26 protein-coding genes are annotated in these 19532 nt (G+C 70.4%); 24 read left to right on the forward strand and 2 right to left on the reverse strand.

The genetic code is table 11. The features are described from left to right. Positions 1-46: 46 nt before the first annotated feature. The 17 genes from rpsH (at position 47) to truA (ending at position 10776) form a co-directional block, all read left to right on the forward strand. Positions 47-445 carry a 30S ribosomal protein S8 gene (rpsH, locus tag ADL22_RS19230; RefSeq protein ID WP_066980874.1) on the forward strand — a complete coding sequence of 133 codons (399 nt, stop codon included), beginning with the start codon at positions 47-49 and terminating at the stop codon, positions 443-445. A gap of 21 nt (positions 446-466) precedes the next feature. After that, positions 467-1006 (forward strand): 50S ribosomal protein L6, encoded by a 540-nt coding sequence (rplF, locus tag ADL22_RS19235; protein ID WP_018538749.1) that lies wholly within the window; start codon positions 467-469, stop codon positions 1004-1006. Positions 1007-1009: 3 nt separating this feature from the next. Then, positions 1010-1393, forward strand: a complete 384-nt coding sequence (gene rplR / locus ADL22_RS19240) for a 50S ribosomal protein L18 (protein ID WP_066980877.1) — start codon at positions 1010-1012, stop codon at positions 1391-1393. A gap of 47 nt (positions 1394-1440) precedes the next feature. Then, entirely contained in the window at positions 1441-2043 is a 603-nt protein-coding gene (gene rpsE, locus ADL22_RS19245) for a 30S ribosomal protein S5 (protein WP_039635375.1), read from the forward strand. Beyond that, on the forward strand, positions 2043-2225 hold the full coding sequence (gene rpmD, locus ADL22_RS19250) for a 50S ribosomal protein L30 (RefSeq protein WP_066980880.1): 183 nt from the start codon (positions 2043-2045) through the stop codon (positions 2223-2225). Before rpsE ends, rpmD begins: the two co-directional genes overlap by 1 nt. Before the next feature lies 1 nt (position 2226). Beyond that, entirely contained in the window at positions 2227-2682 is a 456-nt protein-coding gene (gene rplO / locus ADL22_RS19255; protein WP_066980882.1) for a 50S ribosomal protein L15, read from the forward strand. Positions 2683-2909: 227 nt separating this feature from the next. Beyond that, on the forward strand, positions 2910-4223 hold the full coding sequence (gene secY, locus ADL22_RS19260; RefSeq protein WP_066980885.1) for a preprotein translocase subunit SecY: 1314 nt from the start codon (positions 2910-2912) through the stop codon (positions 4221-4223). Next, entirely contained in the window at positions 4223-4876 is a 654-nt protein-coding gene (locus ADL22_RS19265; RefSeq protein WP_066980888.1) for an adenylate kinase, read from the forward strand. The genes secY and ADL22_RS19265 overlap by 1 nt, the downstream gene beginning before the upstream one ends. 104 nt (positions 4877-4980) lie before the next feature. Beyond that, the gene (gene map, locus ADL22_RS19270) at positions 4981-5817 is read left to right on the forward strand and encodes a type I methionyl aminopeptidase (protein ID WP_066980931.1); all 837 of its coding nucleotides are present in this window, start codon (positions 4981-4983) and stop codon (positions 5815-5817) included. A gap of 171 nt (positions 5818-5988) precedes the next feature. Further along, positions 5989-6210 carry a translation initiation factor IF-1 gene (gene infA, locus ADL22_RS19275; protein ID WP_003956442.1) on the forward strand — a complete coding sequence of 74 codons (222 nt, stop codon included), beginning with the start codon at positions 5989-5991 and terminating at the stop codon, positions 6208-6210. 60 nt (positions 6211-6270) lie between these two features. Next, positions 6271-6384, forward strand: coding sequence for a 50S ribosomal protein L36 (gene rpmJ, locus ADL22_RS19280; RefSeq protein ID WP_003956441.1), 114 nt, complete (start codon positions 6271-6273; stop codon positions 6382-6384). Between the two features lie 206 nt (positions 6385-6590). After that, on the forward strand, positions 6591-6971 hold the full coding sequence (gene rpsM, locus ADL22_RS19285) for a 30S ribosomal protein S13 (protein WP_018538741.1): 381 nt from the start codon (positions 6591-6593) through the stop codon (positions 6969-6971). A 64-nt stretch (positions 6972-7035) separates the two neighbouring features. Continuing rightward, positions 7036-7440, forward strand: a complete 405-nt coding sequence (gene rpsK / locus ADL22_RS19290; protein ID WP_004571845.1) for a 30S ribosomal protein S11 — start codon at positions 7036-7038, stop codon at positions 7438-7440. 27 nt (positions 7441-7467) lie between these two features. Then, positions 7468-8094, forward strand: coding sequence for a 30S ribosomal protein S4 (gene rpsD / locus ADL22_RS19295; RefSeq protein ID WP_066980891.1), 627 nt, complete (start codon positions 7468-7470; stop codon positions 8092-8094). Positions 8095-8203: 109 nt separating this feature from the next. Beyond that, on the forward strand, positions 8204-9226 hold the full coding sequence (locus tag ADL22_RS19300) for a DNA-directed RNA polymerase subunit alpha (RefSeq protein WP_066980894.1): 1023 nt from the start codon (positions 8204-8206) through the stop codon (positions 9224-9226). Positions 9227-9353: 127 nt separating this feature from the next. Further along, a complete protein-coding gene (gene rplQ / locus ADL22_RS19305) occupies positions 9354-9842 on the forward strand; it encodes a 50S ribosomal protein L17 (RefSeq protein WP_066980897.1) in 489 nt (162 codons plus the stop codon). Between the two features lie 82 nt (positions 9843-9924). Then, the gene (truA, locus tag ADL22_RS19310; protein WP_066980899.1) at positions 9925-10776 is read left to right on the forward strand and encodes a tRNA pseudouridine(38-40) synthase TruA; all 852 of its coding nucleotides are present in this window, start codon (positions 9925-9927) and stop codon (positions 10774-10776) included. 18 nt (positions 10777-10794) lie between these two features. Here truA and ADL22_RS19315 read toward each other — a convergent pair whose 3' ends face one another. Next, positions 10795-11658, reverse strand: a complete 864-nt coding sequence (locus ADL22_RS19315) for a hypothetical protein (protein ID WP_066980903.1) — start codon at positions 11656-11658, stop codon at positions 10795-10797. A gap of 352 nt (positions 11659-12010) precedes the next feature. Here ADL22_RS19315 and rplM point away from each other — a divergent pair, with 352 nt between their 5' ends. The 3 genes from rplM to glmM all read left to right on the forward strand — a co-directional run bounded on the left by rplM (position 12011) and on the right by glmM (position 14484). Continuing rightward, complete coding sequence (gene rplM, locus ADL22_RS19320) at positions 12011-12454, forward strand: 50S ribosomal protein L13 (protein WP_066980906.1); 444 nt, start codon at positions 12011-12013, stop codon at positions 12452-12454. Positions 12455-12496: 42 nt separating this feature from the next. Further along, positions 12497-13000 carry a 30S ribosomal protein S9 gene (gene rpsI / locus ADL22_RS19325; RefSeq protein WP_066980909.1) on the forward strand — a complete coding sequence of 168 codons (504 nt, stop codon included), beginning with the start codon at positions 12497-12499 and terminating at the stop codon, positions 12998-13000. Positions 13001-13125: 125 nt separating this feature from the next. Beyond that, on the forward strand, positions 13126-14484 hold the full coding sequence (gene glmM / locus ADL22_RS19330) for a phosphoglucosamine mutase (RefSeq protein WP_066980912.1): 1359 nt from the start codon (positions 13126-13128) through the stop codon (positions 14482-14484). A gap of 60 nt (positions 14485-14544) precedes the next feature. On the opposite strand, the gene coaA is transcribed toward glmM, so the two are convergent. Then, on the reverse strand, positions 14545-15540 hold the full coding sequence (gene coaA / locus ADL22_RS19335; protein ID WP_234430771.1) for a type I pantothenate kinase: 996 nt from the start codon (positions 15538-15540) through the stop codon (positions 14545-14547). Positions 15541-15689: 149 nt separating this feature from the next. Between coaA and ADL22_RS19340 the strand changes: the two genes are divergently transcribed. The 4 genes from ADL22_RS19340 to ADL22_RS19355 form a co-directional block, all read left to right on the forward strand. Next, positions 15690-15947 (forward strand): hypothetical protein, encoded by a 258-nt coding sequence (locus tag ADL22_RS19340; protein WP_066980918.1) that lies wholly within the window; start codon positions 15690-15692, stop codon positions 15945-15947. Between the two features lie 25 nt (positions 15948-15972). Continuing rightward, the gene (glmS, locus tag ADL22_RS19345) at positions 15973-17820 is read left to right on the forward strand and encodes a glutamine--fructose-6-phosphate transaminase (isomerizing) (protein ID WP_066980922.1); all 1848 of its coding nucleotides are present in this window, start codon (positions 15973-15975) and stop codon (positions 17818-17820) included. A gap of 3 nt (positions 17821-17823) precedes the next feature. Continuing rightward, the gene (locus ADL22_RS19350; protein WP_066980925.1) at positions 17824-18192 is read left to right on the forward strand and encodes a holo-ACP synthase; all 369 of its coding nucleotides are present in this window, start codon (positions 17824-17826) and stop codon (positions 18190-18192) included. Positions 18193-18249: 57 nt separating this feature from the next. Further along, positions 18250-19532: bifunctional ADP-dependent NAD(P)H-hydrate dehydratase/NAD(P)H-hydrate epimerase (locus ADL22_RS19355; RefSeq protein WP_066980934.1), on the forward strand; the 1283-nt coding region annotated here is incomplete at its 3' end.

Here is a 19532-nt window from a genome sequence, read left to right on the forward strand (position 1 = left end):
ATGGCGCAGATAGGAAACCCCGGCGAGAGAGGCCGAAGGCCAATTCATGACCATGACTGATCCCATCGCAGACATGCTGACCCGTCTGCGGAACGCGAACTCGGCGTACCACGACACCGTGTCGATGCCGCACAGCAAGATCAAGTCGCACATCGCGGAGATCCTCCAGCAGGAGGGCTACATCACCGGCTGGCGCGTCGAGGACGCCGAGGTGGGCAAGAACCTCGTCCTCGAGCTGAAGTTCGGACCGAACCGCGAGCGCTCGATCGCCGGCATCAAGCGGATCTCGAAGCCGGGTCTGCGGGTCTACGCCAAGTCCACCAACCTGCCGAAGGTCCTCGGTGGCCTGGGCGTGGCCATCATCTCCACGTCCCACGGTCTCCTGACCGGCCAGCAGGCGCAGAAGAAGGGCGTGGGTGGGGAAGTCCTCGCCTACGTCTGGTAACAGGGAACGGAGGAAAAGCTAATGTCGCGTATTGGCAAGCTGCCCATCCAGGTTCCCGCTGGTGTGGACGTCACCATCGAGGGCCGCACGGTCAACGTGAAGGGCCCCAAGGGCTCCCTTTCGCACACCGTCGCGGCGCCCATCGAGGTCGCCAAGGGTGAGGACGGCGTCATCGCCGTCTCCCGCCCGAACGACGAGCGGCAGAACAAGGCCCTCCACGGCCTGTCCCGCACGCTGGTGGCGAACATGATCACTGGCGTGACCCAGGGCTACGTGAAGAAGCTCGAGATCAGCGGTGTTGGTTACCGCGTCCAGGCCAAGGGCTCCAACCTGGAGTTCTCCCTGGGCTACAGCCACCCGATCCTGATCGAGGCCCCCGAGGGCATCTCGTTCAAGGTCGAGTCGCCGACGAAGTTCAGCGTCGAGGGCATCGACAAGCAGAAGGTCGGCGAGGTCGCCGCGAACATCCGCAAGCTGCGGAAGCCCGACCCGTACAAGGCCAAGGGCGTCAAGTACGAGGGCGAAGTCATCCGCCGCAAGGTCGGAAAGGCGGGTAAGTAAGCCATGGCATACGGTGTGAAGATCGCTAAGGGCAACGCCTACAAGCGCGCTGCCGCCAAGCGTCGCCACATCCGGATCCGCAAGCGGATTTCGGGTACGCCCGAGCGTCCTCGTCTGGTCGTGACGCGTTCCAACCGCGGCATCTTCGCCCAGGTCATCGACGACATCCAGGGCCACACCCTGGCGTCGGCGTCGACCCTGGACGCGTCGATCCGCGGCGGCGAGGGCGACAAGAGCGCTCAGGCCAAGAAGGTCGGGGCCCTGGTCGCGGAGCGCGCCAAGGCCGCCGGCGTCGAGGCCGTCGTGTTCGACCGCGGTGGCAAGCAGTACGCCGGGCGGATTGCCGCTCTGGCCGACGCCGCCCGCGAAGCCGGGCTGAAGTTCTAAAGCCCCGGTTCCGGAGCTAGCGGACGCAAACGAGAGAGGTAAATCCAATGGCTGGACCCCAGCGCCGCGGGAGCGGTGCCGGTGGCGGCGAGCGGCGGGACCGGAAGGGTCGCGACGGTGGCGCTGCCGCCGAGAAGACCGCGTACGTTGAGCGCGTTGTCGCGATCAACCGCGTCGCCAAGGTTGTCAAGGGTGGTCGTCGTTTCAGCTTCACCGCGCTGGTCGTGGTGGGCGACGGTGACGGCACCGTAGGTGTCGGTTACGGCAAGGCCAAGGAAGTTCCGGCTGCCATCGCCAAGGGCGTGGAAGAGGCCAAGAAGAACTTCTTCAAGGTCCCGCGTATCGCCGGTACCGTTCCGCACCCGATCCAGGGCGAGAAGGCCGCGGGCGTCGTCCTGCTCAAGCCGGCTTCGCCTGGTACCGGTGTGATCGCCGGTGGCCCGGTGCGCGCCGTCCTGGAGTGCGCCGGTATCCACGACGTGCTGAGCAAGTCCCTCGGTTCGTCGAACCCGATCAACATCGTGCACGCCACGGTGACGGCGCTCAAGGGCCTGCAGCGGCCCGAGGAGATCGCCGCCCGCCGCGGCCTGCCGCTGGAGGATGTCGCTCCCGCCGCTCTGCTGCGGGCGCGTGCCGGGGTGGGTGCGTAATGGCGCGTCTCGAGATCACCCAGGTCAAGTCCCTGATCGGCAGCAAGCAGAACCACCGCGACACCCTGCGCTCGCTTGGTCTGAAGAAGATCAACGACGTGGTTGTCAAGGAGGACCGTCCCGAGTACCGCGGCATGGTGCACACCGTCCGCCACCTCGTGTCGGTCAAGGAGGTCGACTGACATGGCGGAGAGCAACCCGCTGAAGGTCCACAACCTCCGGCCCGCCCCTGGCGCCAAGACCGCCAAGACCCGTGTCGGTCGTGGTGAGGCGTCCAAGGGTAAGACCGCTGGTCGTGGTACCAAGGGCACCAAGGCCCGTTACCAGGTTCCGGAGCGCTTCGAGGGTGGGCAGATGCCCCTCCACATGCGCCTCCCGAAGCTGAAGGGCTTCAAGAACCCCGCCCACAAGCAGTTCCAGGTCGTGAACCTGGACCGGCTGGCCGCGCTCTACCCGCAGGGTGGCGAGGTCACGGTGGCCGACCTGGTCGCCAAGGGCGCGGTGCGCAAGAACGAGCTCGTCAAGGTCCTGGGCCAGGGCGAGATCTCCGTGGCGCTGCAGGTGACGGTGGACTCCGTCTCCGGCTCCGCCAAGGAGAAGATTGCCGCTGCCGGCGGCAGCGTCACCGAACTCCTCTGAGTTCGTTGGTTCAACTGACCGGGGATGCCCACCGATTGGGGCATCCCCGGTTGGTCGTTCCACGGGGGTACGGTCGCCGGTAAGGTGGCCTGCACTGTTTGTCTTGTCCGGGGACCTCCCCGGACCCGCCGTGCGGGCGAGCCCCGCGCGGTACAGCCGCTACGTATTCGTCGATCCTCAAGACCGTCACCTCCTGGCCTCATGGGGCGGGAGGCGCAGGAGGCACCGTGCTCACCGCGTTCGCCCGAGCGTTCAAGACGCCCGACCTGCGCAAGAAGCTGCTGTTCACGTTGGGCATCATCGTGCTCTACCGGATCGGAGCGCACGTCCCGGTCCCAGGGGTGAACTACGCGAACGTCGAGACCTGCATGAAGCAGGCCGGCGGCAACAGCGGGTTGTTCGCCCTGGTGAACATGTTCAGCGGTGGAGCGCTGCTGCAGATCACGATCTTCGCGCTGGGGATCATGCCGTACATCACGGCGAGCATCATCCTCCAGCTGCTGACCGTGGTGATCCCCCGGCTGGAGGCCCTCAAGAAGGAGGGCCAGACCGGCCAGGCGAAGATCACCCAGTACACCCGCTACCTGACCGTGGCGCTGGCCGTCCTCCAGGGCACCGGCCTGGTGGCCACCGCCCGCAGCGGCGCGCTCTTCCAGAGCTGCCCGGTCGCCAGCCAGATCGTCCCCAGCGACTCGATCTTCACCACCATCACGATGGTGATCACGATGACCGCCGGCACCTGCCTGATCATGTGGCTCGGTGAGCTGGTCACCGACCGCGGTATCGGCAACGGCATGTCGATCCTGATGTTCATCTCGATCGCCGCCGGCTTCCCGGGCGCGCTGTGGCAGATCAAGCTCACCGGCAAGCTGGCCGACGGCTGGATCGAGTTCTTCTCGGTGATCGCGGTGGGCCTGGCGATGGTGGCCCTGGTGGTCTTCGTCGAGCAGGCGCAGCGCCGCATCCCGGTGCAGTACGCGAAGCGGATGATCGGGCGCCGGTCCTATGGCGGTACGTCCACGTACATCCCGCTGAAGGTGAATCAGGCGGGTGTGATTCCCGTCATCTTCGCGTCCTCGCTGCTCTACATCCCGGCCCTGATCGCTCAGTTCAGCGGGTCGAACGCGGAGTGGGCGCGGTGGATCGCGTCCAACTTCACCAAGGGAAATCACCCCGTTTACATCATTACGTACTTCCTCCTGATCGTTTTCTTCGCCTTCTTCTACGTGGCCATCAGCTTCAACCCCGAAGAAGTTGCCGACAACATGAAGAAGTATGGTGGCTTCATCCCGGGCATCCGGGCTGGTCGCCCGACGGCCGAGTACCTCAGCTACGTGCTCAACCGGATCACGTGGCCGGGCTCGCTGTACCTGGGGCTGATCGCGCTCGTACCAACAGTGGCGTTGGTGCTGTTCAACGCGAACCAGAACTTCCCGTTCGGCGGGACGAGCATCCTGATCATCGTGGGTGTGGGCCTGGAGACCGTGAAGCAGATCGAGAGCCAGCTTCAGCAGCGCAACTACGAAGGGTTCCTCCGCTGATGCGAATCGTCCTCGTCGGACCCCCGGGGGCCGGTAAGGGTACGCAGGCCGCGTACCTCGCCAAGAACCTCGCGATCCCGCACATCTCCACGGGGGACCTGTTCCGGGCCAACATCTCCCAGGGCACGCCGCTGGGTGTCGAGGCCAAGTCCTACATGGACGCCGGCAACCTCGTCCCGGACTCGGTCACCATCGGGATGGCCGAGGACCGGATGGAGCAGTCCGACGCGGCCGGGGGCTTCCTGCTGGACGGTTTCCCGCGCAACATCGGCCAGGCGAAGGCGCTGGACGGGTACCTGACGGGCAAGGGCCTGAAGCTGGACGCCGTCCTGGACCTGGAGGTCCCGGAGGACGAGGTCGTCAAGCGGATCGCCGGCCGGCGGATCTGCCGCAAGGACTCCAGCCACGTCTTCCACGTGGAGTACAACAAGCCGGCGGCCGAGGGCGTCTGCGACGCCTGCGGCGGTGAGCTGTACCAGCGCGAGGACGACCGCGAGGAGACCGTCCGCAAGCGGCTGGAGGTCTACCACTCGGAGACCGAGCCGATCATCGACTACTACCGGGCCCAGGGCCTGGTCGTGACGATCCCGGCGCTCGGCAAGGTCGCGGAGGTCACCCGGCGGGCGATGGACGCCCTGGGTCGCGGCGAGTAAGCACGCAACTGCGTACGGCCGCGGTGTCCCTGAGGGGCGCCGCGGCCGTAGTGTTGGATCAGCGGGAAATCCCCGGGACGAGAGTGAAGGCGGAAGGCACCGGCATGCTGGAGATCAAGAACCCCGCGCAGATCGCGAAGATGCGCGAGGCGGGGCTGGTGGTCGCCGCCATCCACGCGGCCACCCGGGAGGCCGCGGTGCCCGGCGCCACCACCAAGGACCTGGACGAGGTGGCCCGAAAGGTCCTCGCCGAGCACGGCGCGAAGTCGAACTTCCTCGGCTACGGCGGCTTCCCCGCCACCATCTGCACCTCGGTGAACGACGTCGTCGTCCACGGCATCCCCTCCGAGGACGTGGTCCTCAAGGACGGGGACATCATCTCCATCGACTGCGGCGCGATCATCGACGGCTGGCACGGCGACGCGGCGTACACCGCCTTCGTCGGCGCCGGGCACGGGCCGGAGCTGGTCGAGCTGAGCCGGGTCACCGAGGAGTCGATGTGGGCCGGCATCGCCGCGGTGGCCAAGGGCAACCGCCTGGTGGACATCTCCAAGGCGATCGAGGGCTACATCCGCCGCCAGCCGCGGCCGGCGAGCGGCAAGTACGGCATCGTCGAGGACTACGGCGGCCACGGCATCGGCTCGCAGATGCACATGGACCCGCATCTGCTGAACTACGTCGACCGCAAGCGGGGCCGCGGCCCGAAGCTGGTCCCGGGCTTCTGCATCGCGATCGAGCCGATGGTCAATCTGGGCACCGCGAAGACCCACGTCCTGGACGACGACTGGACGGTCAAGACCGACGACGGCAGCTGGTCCTCGCACTGGGAGCACTCGGTCGCGCTGACCGAGGACGGCCCGCTGGTGCTGACCGCGCCGGACGGCGGCCGGGCCAAGCTGGCGAGCCTCGGCGTCACCGCGGCGCCGGACCCGCTGGCCTGATGCGGGCCGCGCGGCGTAACGATCTCCACGGGTGGGCAATAACCCTGGATTCGTCTTTTCTCAGGCGCTGACGTAGACTGACGCGTCGGCTCTCGTGCATCCGTGTGCCCGCACATCGGGTGCCGGCCGTGCACATGAGTCGATCAAGGTAGCCGATCCGAAAGGCGAAGCGTGGCCAAGAAGCAAGGTGCCATCGAGATTGAGGGCACCGTGATCGAGTCTCTGCCGAACGCCATGTTCAAGGTGGAGCTCCAGAACGGTCACAAGGTCCTCGCGCACATCAGCGGCAAGATGCGGATGCACTACATCCGCATCCTCCCGGATGACCGGGTCGTCGTGGAGCTCTCTCCCTACGACCTGACGCGTGGCCGAATCGTCTACCGCTACAAGTAGATCTTGCCGGCGCCCCGCTCCCGTGGGGCAGCGGCACTGACCCGGAGAACCTCACATCCCATGAAGGTCAAGCCGAGCGTCAAGAAGATCTGCGACAAGTGCAAGGTGATCCGCCGCCACGGCCGGGTCATGGTCATCTGCGACAACCTGCGCCACAAGCAGCGCCAGGGCTGACGCACGCCGACCTCCTGCACTCCCGCAGATCGCGCGACGCAAGCACAACACGTACATACGCAGTCACCCGACCCCCGCGCCGCGCGCGAGGGACGACACCCCCGGCTCGGAGGCCGGGGACCCGGCTCGTAACGCTGCACACGCTGCAGAGTCTTACGGGAACGGTGCTGCGGAAGACCTCCGAATAGCCATCAGGAGCCACATCAATGGCACGCCTCGCAGGCGTTGACCTCCCGCGCGACAAGCGCGTGGTGGTCGGCCTCACCTACGTCTTCGGTATCGGGCGGACGCTCTCCGAGCAGACCCTCGCGGCCACCGGCGTGAACCCGGACACCCGGGTCCGCGACCTGACCGAGGAAGACCTGGTCAAGATCCGCGAGTACGTGGACAACAACCTCAAGACCGAGGGTGACCTCCGTCGCGAGATCCAGGCCGACATCCGCCGCAAGGTCGAGATCGGCTGCTACCAGGGTCTGCGTCACCGCCGCGGTCTGCCGGTGCACGGACAGCGCACCAGCACGAACGCCCGTACCCGCAAGGGTCCGCGTCGCGCGATCGCCGGCAAGAAGAAGCCGGGCAAGAAGTAGTCCTCAGCAGGACCACGCAAGCGGTCTTCGCTGTAGGACCGACCACCTCCACGGGAGATACTGAATGCCTCCGAAGGGCCGTACGGCCGGCGCCAAGAAGGTGCGCCGCAAGGAGAAGAAGAACGTCGCCCACGGGCACGCTCACATCAAGAGCACGTTCAACAACACGATCGTTTCGATCACCGACCCGACCGGGAACGTGATCTCCTGGGCCTCCGCCGGCCACGTCGGCTTCAAGGGCTCGCGCAAGTCGACCCCGTTCGCCGCGCAGATGGCCGCCGAGTCGGCCGCGCGCCGCGCGCAGGAGCACGGCATGCGCAAGGTCGACGTCTTCGTCAAGGGTCCCGGCTCCGGCCGTGAGACCGCGATCCGCTCGCTCCAGGCCACCGGCCTGGAGGTCGGTTCGATCCAGGACGTCACCCCCACCCCGCACAACGGATGCCGCCCGCCCAAGCGCCGCCGCGTCTGACCATCTGAAGTAGGAGACAACTAGACAATGGCGCGTTACACCGGGGCCGACTGCAAGCGTTGCCGTCGGGAGAAGCAGAAGCTCTTCCTCAAGGGGAGCAAGTGCGAGAGCGCGAAGTGCCCGATCGAGATCCGTCCTTACCCCCCGGGTGAGCACGGTCGCGGGCGCACCAAGGACAGCGAGTACCTGCTCCAGCTTCGTGAGAAGCAGAAGTGCAGCCGCATCTACGGTGTCCTTGAGAAGCAGTTCGTGAACTACTACAAGGAAGCGAACCAGAAGTCCGGCAAGACCGGTGAGAACCTTCTGCGCATCCTTGAGACCCGCCTCGACAACGTGGTCTACCGGGCCGGCTTCGCCAAGTCCCGCGACCACGCCCGTCAGCTGGTGCGTCACGGACACATCCAGGTCAACGGCCGCAAGACCGACATCCCGTCGGCGCGGGTGGCCGTGAACGACATCATCGAGGTCCGCTCGGGCTCCAAGAACCTGACCCCCTTCCAGGTGGCGCAGGCGGAGGCCGGCGAGAAGACCGTTCCGGCGTGGCTGGAGTCGATCCCCTCGCAGCTGCGGATCCTCGTGCACAGCCTGCCCGAGCGCCAGGTGATCGACACCCAGGTGCAGGAGCAGCTGATCGTGGAGCTCTACTCCAAGTAAGAGCTGACCGGTGGGGGCGGTACGGAGCCGATGGCGCCGTACCGCCCGTACCCTTGTCAGTACAGCGGACGTCAAATAGCGGGCGTCCACGACTGAAGGAACGAACACCATGCTGATTGCTCAGCGCCCGTCGCTGACCGAAGAGGTCGTCGACGAGTACCGCTCGCGGTTCGTGATCGAGCCGCTGGAGCCCGGCTTCGGCTACACCCTCGGCAACTCCCTCCGCCGGACCCTGCTCTCCTCCATCCCGGGTGCGGCGGTCACGTCCATCCGCATCGACGGCGTGCTGCACGAGTTCACCACCGTGCCCGGCGTCAAGGAGGACGTCACCGACCTGATCCTCAACATCAAGCAGCTGGTCGTCTCCTCGGAGCACGACGAGCCGGTCGTGATGTACCTGCGCAAGCAGGGCCCGGGTCTGGTCACCGCCGCCGACATCGCCCCGCCGGCCGGTGTCGAGGTGCACAACCCCGACCTGGTCCTGGCCACGCTGAACGGCAAGGGCAAGCTGGAGATGGAGCTGACCGTCGAGCGCGGTCGCGGCTACGTCTCCGCGGTGCAGAACAAGCAGGTCGGCCAGGAGATCGGCCGGATCCCGGTCGACTCGATCTACTCGCCGGTGCTCAAGGTCACGTACAAGGTCGAGGCGACCCGTGTCGAGCAGCGCACCGACTTCGACAAGCTGATCGTCGACGTCGAGACGAAGCAGGCCATGCGGCCGCGCGACGCCATGGCGTCGGCCGGCAAGACCCTGGTCGAGCTGTTCGGTCTGGCGCGTGAGCTGAACATCGACGCCGAGGGCATCGACATGGGCCCGTCCCCGACGGACGCCGCCCTCGCCGCCGACCTGGCGCTGCCGATCGAGGAGCTGGAGCTGACCGTCCGCTCCTACAACTGCCTCAAGCGCGAGGGCATCCACTCCGTGGGTGAGCTCGTGGCGCGGTCCGAGGCGGACCTGCTCGACATCCGCAACTTCGGTGCGAAGTCGATCGACGAGGTCAAGGCGAAGCTGGCCGGTATGGGCCTGGCGCTGAAGGACTCGCCTCCCGGGTTCGACCCGACCGCCGCCGCCGACGCGTTCGGCGCGGACGACGACGCGGACCAGGGGTTCGTGGAGACCGAGCAGTACTGAGCCGAGCTCTTCCGGCCCGGGCGCCTTCGGGCGCCCGGGCCGGCGTACGACTTCCGCGGGGCGGCCGCCTCGTGGGAACTGACACCGGTACCTGATACGGCCGGTGCAGCGATGAAGGAGATACACCATGCCGAAGCCCACCAAGGGTGCCCGTCTGGGCGGCAGCGCGGCGCACGAGAAGGCGCTCCTGCGCAACCTGGCGACCAGCCTGTTCGAGCACGGCCGCATCACCACGACCGAGGCCAAGGCCCGTCGTCTGCGCCCGTTCGCGGAGCGCCTGGTGACCAAGGCGAAGAAGGGCGACCTGCACAACCGCCGCCAGGTCATGGAGCTGGTCACGGACAAGAGCGTCGTGCACACGCTCTTCACCGAGATCGCGCCGCGGTTCGCGGAGCGTCCGGGTGGCTACACCCGTATCACCAAGATCGGCAACCGCCGCGGTGACAACGCCCCCATGGCCGTCATCGAGCTGGTCGAGGGCGAGATCGCCAAGAAGGCCACCGTCGCCGAGGCCGAGGCCGCGGCGAAGCGCGCGGTGAAGGAGGCCGACGAGGCCGCCGCCGCGAAGGCCGACGAGGCCGCCGAGGCTCCGGCCGAGGAGAACAAGGACGCCTGACGTCCCGGTTTCGCGTGAGCGGGTCCGTCCCTCCGGGGGCGGGCCCGCTTTCGTGTGCGGCGGGCCTGAGAGGATTGCTGGTGTGAGTGACGAAGTGGAGCCCGGGTTCGTCCGGGTGCGGCTGGACCTGTCGTACGACGGCACGGACTTCTCCGGGTGGGCCAAGCAGCGGGCGCGGCGCACGGTCCAGGGGGAGGTGGAGGACGCCCTGCGGACGGTGACGCGGTCCGCGGAGACCTACGAGCTCACCGTGGCCGGGCGGACCGACGCCGGGGTGCACGCGCGCGGCCAGGTGGCCCATGTGGACCTGCCGGCGGAGCTGTGGGCCGAGCACGGCGACAAGCTGCTGCGGCGGCTGGCCGGGCGGCTGCCCAAGGACGTCCGGGTGTGGCGGGTCGCCGAGGCGCCGTACGGCTTCAACGCGCGGTTCTCGGCGATCTGGCGGCGGTACGCGTACCGGGTCACCGACCGGCGCGGCGGCGTCGATCCGCTGCTGCGCGGGCACGTGCTGTGGCACGACTGGGATCTGGACGTGGCGGCGATGAACGCCGCGTCGCAGGCGCTGCTGGGGGAGCACGACTTCGCGGCGTACTGCAAGCGGCGGGACGGCGCGACGACGATCCGCACGCTCCAGGAGCTGAGCTGGGAGCGGGGCGCGGACGGGATCGTCACGGCGACGGTCCGGGCGGACGCGTTCTGCCACAACATGGTGCGGTCGCTGGTGGGCGCGCTGCTGTTCGTCGGCGACGGGCACCGGCCGGTGGACTGGCCGGGGAAGGTGCTGGCCGCCGGGGTGCGGGACTCCGCGGTGCATGTCGTCCGGCCGCACGGGCTGACGCTGGAGGAGGTCGGCTATCCGGCCGATGAGCTGCTCATGGAGCGCAACCGCGCGGCGCGCAACAAGCGGACGCTGCCGGGGGCCGGCTGCTGCTGAGCCGGCCCCGGCCGGGCGTCAGGAGGTCTGGCCGGCCTTCCGGCGGGCCTCCTTCAGCTGCTCCTCGGCGGCCTTGGCGGCCTGGTCCTTGCCGCGCTGGCTGATCTGGGTGAAGGCGTAGCCGCCGCCGTCCCGGCTGATCTGCTGGGCGGCGGGGGCGCTGGCCGTGACGTCCTTGCCGCTGGTGAAGCCGGCGATGGTGAAGTACGCGTAGCGGCCGGTGGCGTTGGTGGTCATCAGGCACTTGCTGCCCTGGCAGAACTCCGCGGGGACGCCGCCGCCGGCCAGCGGCTTGAGGTTGGGCTTGCCCTCGTTCATCACCGCGGCGGCCTGGGCGGGGGAGTCGAAGACCGCGACGCCGATGGTGACCGCCACGCCGCCCTTGGCGTACGTGGCGCGCAGCAGCTTGCGGCAGCCGTTGTGGGTGAGCGAGGAGACCAGGGGGCCCTGGGCGGCGGCGGTGCAGTCGGTGACGGCGTCGGTGGCGGTGCGCGGGTAGCTGTGCTCGCCGACGACCATGGTCTGCTGCGGGAAGAGGGTGGCCGGGGTGAGCGGCGCGGTGTCCTTCTTCGGATCGGAGATGTAGTCCCGCGGGTTGGGCGGGGGCGGGACCGAGACGTCGGGGAAGGACGGCTTGTCGTCCGGCACCACGGCGGAGCCGGAGGCGGCGGGCTTGGCGGTGGGGCCGCCGTCGGGGGAGCCGCCGCTGCTGATCACCGCGGCGGCGACGATGCCGGCGATCGCCAGGGCCGCGACCGCACCGCCGCCGATCATCAGCCAGCGCTTGCGGCGGGCGCGCGCCTCGCTCTCCTCGGCGAGCGCCTCCCAGTTCGGAGTGGATCCCCCGGGGCCCTCGAACGGCCCCCCTTGCCCAAAGCTCATGCCGGGCATCCTAATGGGCGGGTCCGGCGCCGCGGGGGGCGGAGCGGGTGCGGATCCGGGCCGGTTCCGGGGGCCGGGCGGGGGCGGGGGCGCACGCGTGTCCGGGGCGCGTTTTGACCCGTACGGGGGCGGGTCGGTATCCTGCGAGTTCGTTATGCGTATGGGCTTGCTCTATCTCACGTGAGGGGCCTTACGCCGGCTTTCCGGGCCGCTGACCAGCGGCGGACGATCGGGTTGCGTCGCCCGTAGTGCCGTCTCACTGTGTGAGCAGCTCTGGCGCCAGTACAGGACCCTTCTCCCCGGTCCGCACGGATCAGGGGGATACCCCAACTCACGAAGCGAAGGCTACGACGTGCGTACGTACAGCCCCAAGCCCGGCGATGTTCAGCGCCAGTGGCACATCATCGACGCCCAGGATGTGGTTCTGGGCCGCCTGGCCAGCCAGGCCGCCTCCCTCCTGCGGGGTAAGCACAAGCCGGTTTACGCCCCTCACGTTGACACCGGTGACTTCGTCATCATCATCAACGCCGACAAGGTGCACCTCTCCGGCAACAAGCGCACCCAGAAGATGGCGTACCGCCACTCCGGCTACCCGGGCGGTCTGCGCTCGGTCCGTTACGACGAGCTGCTGGCGAAGAACCCCGAGAAGGCCGTCGAGAAGGCCATCAAGGGCATGCTTCCCAAGAACACCCTCGGCCGTCAGATGCTCTCGAAGCTGAAGGTCTACGCGGGTGCCGAGCACCCGCACGCTGCGCAGCAGCCGGTCCCGTTCGAGATCACCCAGGTCGCGCAGTAAGTCCCGGCCACCCCAAGACGACAGAGAATCTGAGGAAGCATCGTGGCTGAGACCACCCCCGAGATCCCGCTGGACGAGGTCGAGCAGTACACCACCGAGTCGGAGGCCGTGGAGACGGAGTACACCTCCGAGTCCGTCGCGTCCCGCTTCGGCGAGCCGCAGCCGGCCGCCGGCCTGGGCCGCCGCAAGAACGCCATCGCCCGCGTCCGGATCGTTCCGGGCACCGGCCAGTGGAAGATCAACGGCCGCACCCTTGAGGGCTACTTCCCGAACAAGGTGCACCAGCAGGAAGTCAACGAGCCCTTCAAGGTGCTCGAGCTGGAGAACCGCTACGACGTCATCGCCCGCATCGCCGGCGGCGGCATCTCCGGCCAGGCCGGCGCGCTGCGCCTGGGCGTGGCCCGTGCGCTGAACGAGGCGGACGTGGACAACAACCGCCCCGCCCTGAAGAAGGCCGGGTTCCTCAAGCGCGACGACCGTGCGGTCGAGCGCAAGAAGGCCGGTCTGAAGAAGGCCCGCAAGGCTCCGCAGTACAGCAAGCGCTAATCGCTGCCTGCTTGTACGTCACGTTCGCCCCGGCGGCACCGCTGTGTGCTGCCGGGGCGTTCTCGTAGGCACCCCGGTGGCGGGCGCCCGGGGCGGCGCCTGGTGGAACGCAATGGAGGACAGCAGTGGGACGACTCTTCGGCACGGACGGTGTGCGCGGTGTCGCCAACGCGGATCTGACGGCGGAGCTGGCGCTCGGCCTCTCGGTCGCGGCGGCGCACGTGCTGGCCGAGGCCGGGACGTTTGAGGGGCACCGGCCGGTGGCCGTGGTCGGGCGGGATCCGCGGGCGTCGGGGGAGTTCCTGGAGGCCGCGGTGGTGGCCGGCCTGGCCAGTGCCGGGGTGGACGTGCTGCGGGTGGGCGTGCTGCCGACCCCGGCGGTGGCGTACCTGACCGGGGCGCTCGGCGCGGACCTGGGCGTGATGCTCTCGGCCAGCCACAACCCGATGCCCGACAACGGCATCAAGTTCTTCGCCCGGGGCGGCCACAAGCTCGCCGACGAGCTGGAGGACCGGATCGAGCGGACGTACCGGGCGCACAGCTCCGGTGAGCCGTGGGACCGGCCGACCGGCGGCGGCGTGGGCCGGGTCACCGACTACGACGAGGGGTTCGACAAGTACGTCGCGCACCTGGTCGGGGTGCTGCCCAACCGCCTGGACGGGCTGAAGATCGTCATCGACGGGGCGCACGGCGCGGCGGCCCGGGTCTCCCCGGAGGCGTTCGCGCGGGCCGGGGCCGAGGTGATCACGATCGGCACCGAGCCGGACGGGCTCAACATCAACGACGGCTGCGGCTCCACCCACCTGGCCAAGCTGCGGGCCGCGGTGGTCGAGCACGGCGCGGACCTCGGTGTCGCGCACGACGGGGACGCCGACCGCTGCCTGGCCGTGGACCACACCGGCAACGAGGTCGACGGCGACCAGATCCTTGCCGTCCTCGCGCTCGGCATGCGGGAGGCCGGCACGCTGCGGCAGAACACCGTCGTGGCCACCGTCATGTCCAACCTCGGCTTCAAGCTCGCCCTGGAGCGGGCCGGTATCGCGCTGGTGCAGACCGCGGTCGGCGACCGGTACGTGCTGGAGGAGATGAAGGCGCACGGCTTCGCGCTGGGCGGTGAGCAGTCCGGGCACGTCATCGTGCTGGACCACGCCACCACCGGCGACGGCACGCTGACCGGTCTGATGCTGGCGGCCCGGGTCGCCGCGACCGGGCGGCCGCTGGCCGAGCTGGCCGGGGTGATGGAGCGGCTGCCGCAGATCCTCATCAACGTCCCGGACGTCGACAAGTCGCGGGTGGCCACCTCCCCGGAGCTGGCCACCGCGGTCGGCGAGGCGGAGCGGGAGCTGGGCGCCACCGGGCGGGTGCTGCTGCGGCCGTCCGGGACCGAGCCGCTGGTGCGGGTGATGGTCGAGGCGGCCGACATCGAGCAGGCGCGGGCGGTCGCGGAGCGGCTGGCCGACGCGGTCAAGACGGCGCTGGGCTGACGGCCCGGCAGGTGCGTGCGGCGGCGGTCCCGGAGGTTTCCGGGGCCGCCGCCGGCCGTTTCACAGCTTCCGCAGGGAGAGCCTCTGGACCTTGTGGTCCGGGCCCTTGCGCAGGACGAGGCTGGCGCGGCTCCGGGTGGGGGCCACGTTCTGCTCCAGGTTGGGCTTGTTGATGGTGCGCCACATCAGGCGGGCGTAGTCCAGCGCCTCCTCCTCGGAGACCTGGGTGTACTTGCGGAAGTACGAGCACGGGTCCTGGAAGGCGGTCTGGCGCAGTTTGCGGAAGCGGCCGAGGTACCACTGCTCGATGTCCTCGGTGCGGGCGTCGACGTAGACCGAGAAGTCGAAGAAGTCGGCCAGGCCCAGCCGGGTGCGGCCGTCCTTGCCGGGCAGGGCCGGCTGGAGGACGTTGAGGCCCTCGACGATGAGGATGTCGGGGCGCTGCACGGTGAGCCGCTCGCCGGGCACGATGTCGTAGACCAGGTGCGAGTAGACGGGGGCGGTGACCTCCGCGCGGCCGGCCTTCACATCCGCCACGAAGCGGGTCAGGGCGCGGCGGTCGTAGGACTCCGGGAAGCCCTTGCGGGACATCAGGCCGCGCCGGTGGAGTTCGGCGTTGGGGTAGAGGAAGCCGTCGGTGGTGACCCGCTCCACGCGCGGGTGCTCGGGCCAGCGGGCCAGCAGCGCCTGGAGGAGCCGGGCGGTGGTGGACTTGCCGACCGCGACGCTGCCCGCCACGCCTATCACGAACGGCGTGCCGGGCTGGGAGCCGTGGCCGTTGCCGGCGTCGCCCAGGAAGGTGTTGAGCGCGCCGCGGAGGTTGCTGGTGGCGCCCACGTAGAGGTTGAGCAGCCGGGACAGCGGGAGGTAGACGTCGCGGACCTCGTCGAGGTCGATGACGTCGCCCAGGCCGCGGAGCCGTTCCACCTCCTCGGCGGTCAGCGGGAGCGGGGTCTTCTCCCGCAGGGCGCTCCACTCCGCGCGCGTCAGGTCGACGTACGGCGAGCTGTCGGTGCGGCGTCGTTGCGGATCCGTCGTCAGGGACACACGGCCCATTGTCCGGGGCCGGGCGCGGGCGGCCCCCGGCGGGGTGGGTCCGAAGGGCCCGGGCCGTCCGGACCCCGGGCGGTGGTGCCGCCGCGGCCCGGAAAACGGTATTTTCGGACCGGTGCGGCAGGGGGCCGCCGGGACACAGGGGGGTCGGCGTGCGGGCACGCCTGCGGGAACTGCTGCGCGAGCGCGCCCGGGAGCGCCGGCTGCGCGCGGCCGCCGCCCGGGCCGGGGCGGCGGGCTTCGCGGCCCGCGTCCACGCCGAGCTGGCCGAGGAGCTGCCGGACGCGGACCTCGGCGAGGATCTGTCGGATTTCCTGGACCACCACGAGCCCGGCGCGGACCCGGAGGCGGACGCGGAACTGCGCGCCCGGGTGCGCGAGGCGCGGGACCGGATCGCTCGCGGGTATTGAGAACGCCCCGGCGTAGGCTGCCCCCATGTGCGGAATCGTGGGATACGTGGGCGGGCAGAGCGCCCTTGAGGTGGTGCTCGCGGGGCTGAAGCGGCTGGAGTACCGCGGCTACGACTCGGCCGGTGTCGCGGTGCTCGCGGACGGCGGGCTGGCCGCGGCCAAGAAGGCCGGCAAACTCGCCAACCTGGAGAAGGAACTGGCCGACCGCCCGCTGCCCACCGGCACGGTCGGCATCGGCCACACCCGGTGGGCCACGCACGGCGCCCCCACCGACGCCAACGCCCATCCGCACCTGGACAACGCCGGCCGGGTCAGCGTCGTGCACAACGGCATCATCGAGAACTTCGCCGCGCTGCGCGCCGAACTCACCGACCGGGGCCACGCGTTGGCGTCCGAGACCGACACCGAGGTGGTGGCCCACCTGCTCGCCGAGGCGTACTCCTCGTGCGGGGAGCTGGCCGAGGCGATGCGGCAGGTGTGCCGGCGGCTCCAGGGCGCGTTCACGCTGGTCGCGGTGCACGCCGACGCCCCGGACGTGGTGGTCGGCGCGCGCCGCAACTCGCCGCTGGTGGTGGGGCTCGGCGAGGACGAGGCGTTCCTGGCCTCGGACGTGGCGGCGTTCATCGCGTACACCCGGGAGGCCGTCGAGCTGGGCCAGGACCAGGTCGTGGAGGTGCGCCGGGACGGGGTCGCGGTCACCGACTTCGACGGCGCGCCCGCCGAGGTCCGGCCGTACCACGTCGGCTGGGACGCCTCGGCCGCCGAGAAGGGCGGCTACGACTACTTCATGCTCAAGGAGATCGCCGAGCAGCCGAAGGCGGTCGCCGACACCCTGCTGGGCCGGGTGGACGACGCCGGGGTGCTGTCGCTGGACGAGGTGCGGATCGCGCCGGCGGTGCTGCGCGAGGTCTCCAAGGTCGTCATCGTGGCCTGCGGGACCGCGTACCACGCCGGGATGATCGCCAAGTACGCCATCGAGCACTGGACGCGGATCCCCTGCGAGACCGAGCTGGCCAGCGAGTTCCGCTACCGCGACCCGATCCTGGACGACCGCACGCTGGTCATCGCCATCAGCCAGTCCGGGGAGACCATGGACACCCTGATGGCGCTGCGGCACGCCCGCGAGCAGGGCGCGCGGGTGCTGGCCATCTGCAACACCAACGGCTCGACCATCCCCCGCGAGTCCGACGCGGTGCTCTACACGCACGCCGGGCCCGAGGTGGCGGTGGCCTCCACCAAGGCGTTCCTGACCCAGCTGGTCGCGGTCTACCTCGTCGCGCTGTACCTGGGGCAGGTGCGCGGCACGAAGTGGGGCGACGAGATCCGGGACGTGGTGCGCGAACTGGCCGCGATCGGCGGGCGGGTGCGGGAGGTGCTGGGCACCATGGAGCCGGTCCGGGAGCTGGCCCGTTCGCTGGCGGACAAGGACACCGTGCTGTTCCTGGGCCGGCACGTCGGCTACCCGGTGGCGCTGGAGGGCGCGCTCAAGCTCAAGGAGCTGGCGTACATGCACGCCGAGGGGTTCGCGGCCGGCGAGCTCAAGCACGGGCCGATCGCGCTCATCGAGGAGGACCTGCCGGTCGTGGTGGTCGTCCCCTCGCCGCGCGGCCGGTCGGTGCTGCACGACAAGATCGTCTCCAACATCCAGGAGATCCGGGCCCGCGGCGCCCGCACCATCGTCATCGCCGAGGAGGGCGACGAGGCCGTGGTGCCGTACGCCGACCACCTCGTCCGGATCCCGCGCACGCCGGTGCTGCTCCAGCCGCTGGTCGCCTCCGTGCCGCTGCAGGTCTTCGCCTGCGAACTGGCCACCGCCCGCGGCAACGAGGTCGACCAGCCGCGCAACCTCGCCAAGTCCGTGACGGTGGAGTGAGCGGTGATCATCGGGGTGGGTATCGACGTCGCGGAGATCGACCGCTTCGACGCGGCGCTGCGGCGGACGCCGGAGCTGGCGCACCGGCTGTTCATCGAGGCGGAGCTGACGCTGCCGAGCGGTGAGCGGCGCGGCATCGCCTCGCTGGCGGCGCGGTTCGCCGCGAAGGAGGCGGTGGCCAAGGCGCTGGGCGCGCCGGGCGGGCTGCACTGGACGGACGCCGAGGTGTACGTGGAGGACAGCGGGCAGCCGCGGCTGCGGGTGCGCGGCACGGTCGCGGCCCGGGCCGCGGAACTGGGCGTGCGGTCCTGGCATGTGTCGCTCAGTCATGACGCGGGGGTGGCGTCGGCGGTGGTGGTCGCGGAGGGGTGAGCCGGGCCGGGGGTGGCGCGCGGTCCGGCGGTGGGGGCGCGGTGTGACACTGGCCGCATGAGGACTGCCTACAGCGTTGCGACCGTGCGGGCCGCCGAACGGGACCTGATGGCCCGGCTGCCCGAGGGGACCCTGATGCGGCGGGCGGCCGCCGGACTGGCCGCCGCCTGCGCGGAGTTGCTGGGCCGGGTGTACGGGACCCGGGTGGTGCTGCTGGTCGGCAGCGGCGACAACGGCGGCGACGCGCTGTACGCCGGCGCCCGGCTGGCCCGCCGCGGCGCCGGGGTGCGCGCGGTGCTGCTCGCGCCCGACCGGGCCCACCCCGGCGGGCTGGCGGCGCTGCGCGCGGCCGGCGGGCGGGTCTCGTCCGACGCGCTCGGCGACCTCGCGCGGGCCGACCTCGTCGTCGACGGCATCGTCGGCATCGGCGGCCGCGGCGGGCTGCGCCCGGAGGCCGCCCGGCTCGCCCGCGCGGCCCGGCGGGCGCCGGCCGTGGTCGCGGTGGACCTGCCCAGCGGGGTGGACGCGGACACCGGCGAGGTGGCCGGCGAGGCCGTGCAGGCGGATCTGACCGTCACGTTCGGCGCGTACAAGCCGGGGCTGCTGATCGATCCGGCGCGGGAGCGGGCCGGGGCGCTGCGCCTGGTGGACATCGGCCTGGAGCTGCCGCCGGCCGCCGACGCGGAGGCGCTTCAGCACGCCGATGTCGCGGCGCTGCTGCCGCGGCCGGCCGCGGAGAGCGACAAGTACCGGCGGGGCGTGGTCGGGGTGGTCGCCGGGTCGGCGCGGTATCCGGGGGCGGCGGTGCTGGCGGTCGCGGGCGCGCTGCGCGGCGGCGCCGGGGCGGTGCGGTACGTGGGGCCGGCGGCGGACGCGGTGCTGGCGCGGTTCCCCGAGACGCTGGTGCACGCCGGGCCGCCCGGGAAGGCGGGCCGGGTCCAGTCGTGGGTGATCGGGCCGGGGCTGGGCGAGGAGACGGGGGCGCTGGAGGAGGTGCTGGCCGCGGACGTGCCGGTGCTGGTGGACGCGGACGGGCTGCGCCTGCTGACGCCGGATCAGGTGCGGCGGCGGACCGCCGGGACGCTGCTGACGCCGCACGCCGGGGAGGCGGCGGCGCTGCTGGGGCGGGAGCGCGCGGAGGTCGAGGCGGGGCGGCTGGCCGCCGTACGGGAGCTGGCGGCGCGGTACGGGGCGACGGTGCTGCTGAAGGGGTCGACGACGCTGGTGGCGGATCCGGGGGAGGGGGTGCCGGTGCGGGTCAATCCGACGGGGACGGGGTGGCTGGCGACGGCGGGCAGCGGGGATGTGCTCTCGGGGCTGGCGGGGGCGCTGCTGGCGGC

Origin of the sequence: Streptomyces sp. NRRL F-4489 (assembly GCF_001509485.1) — a bacterium.
GTDB lineage: Bacteria > Actinomycetota > Actinomycetes > Streptomycetales > Streptomycetaceae > Streptomyces.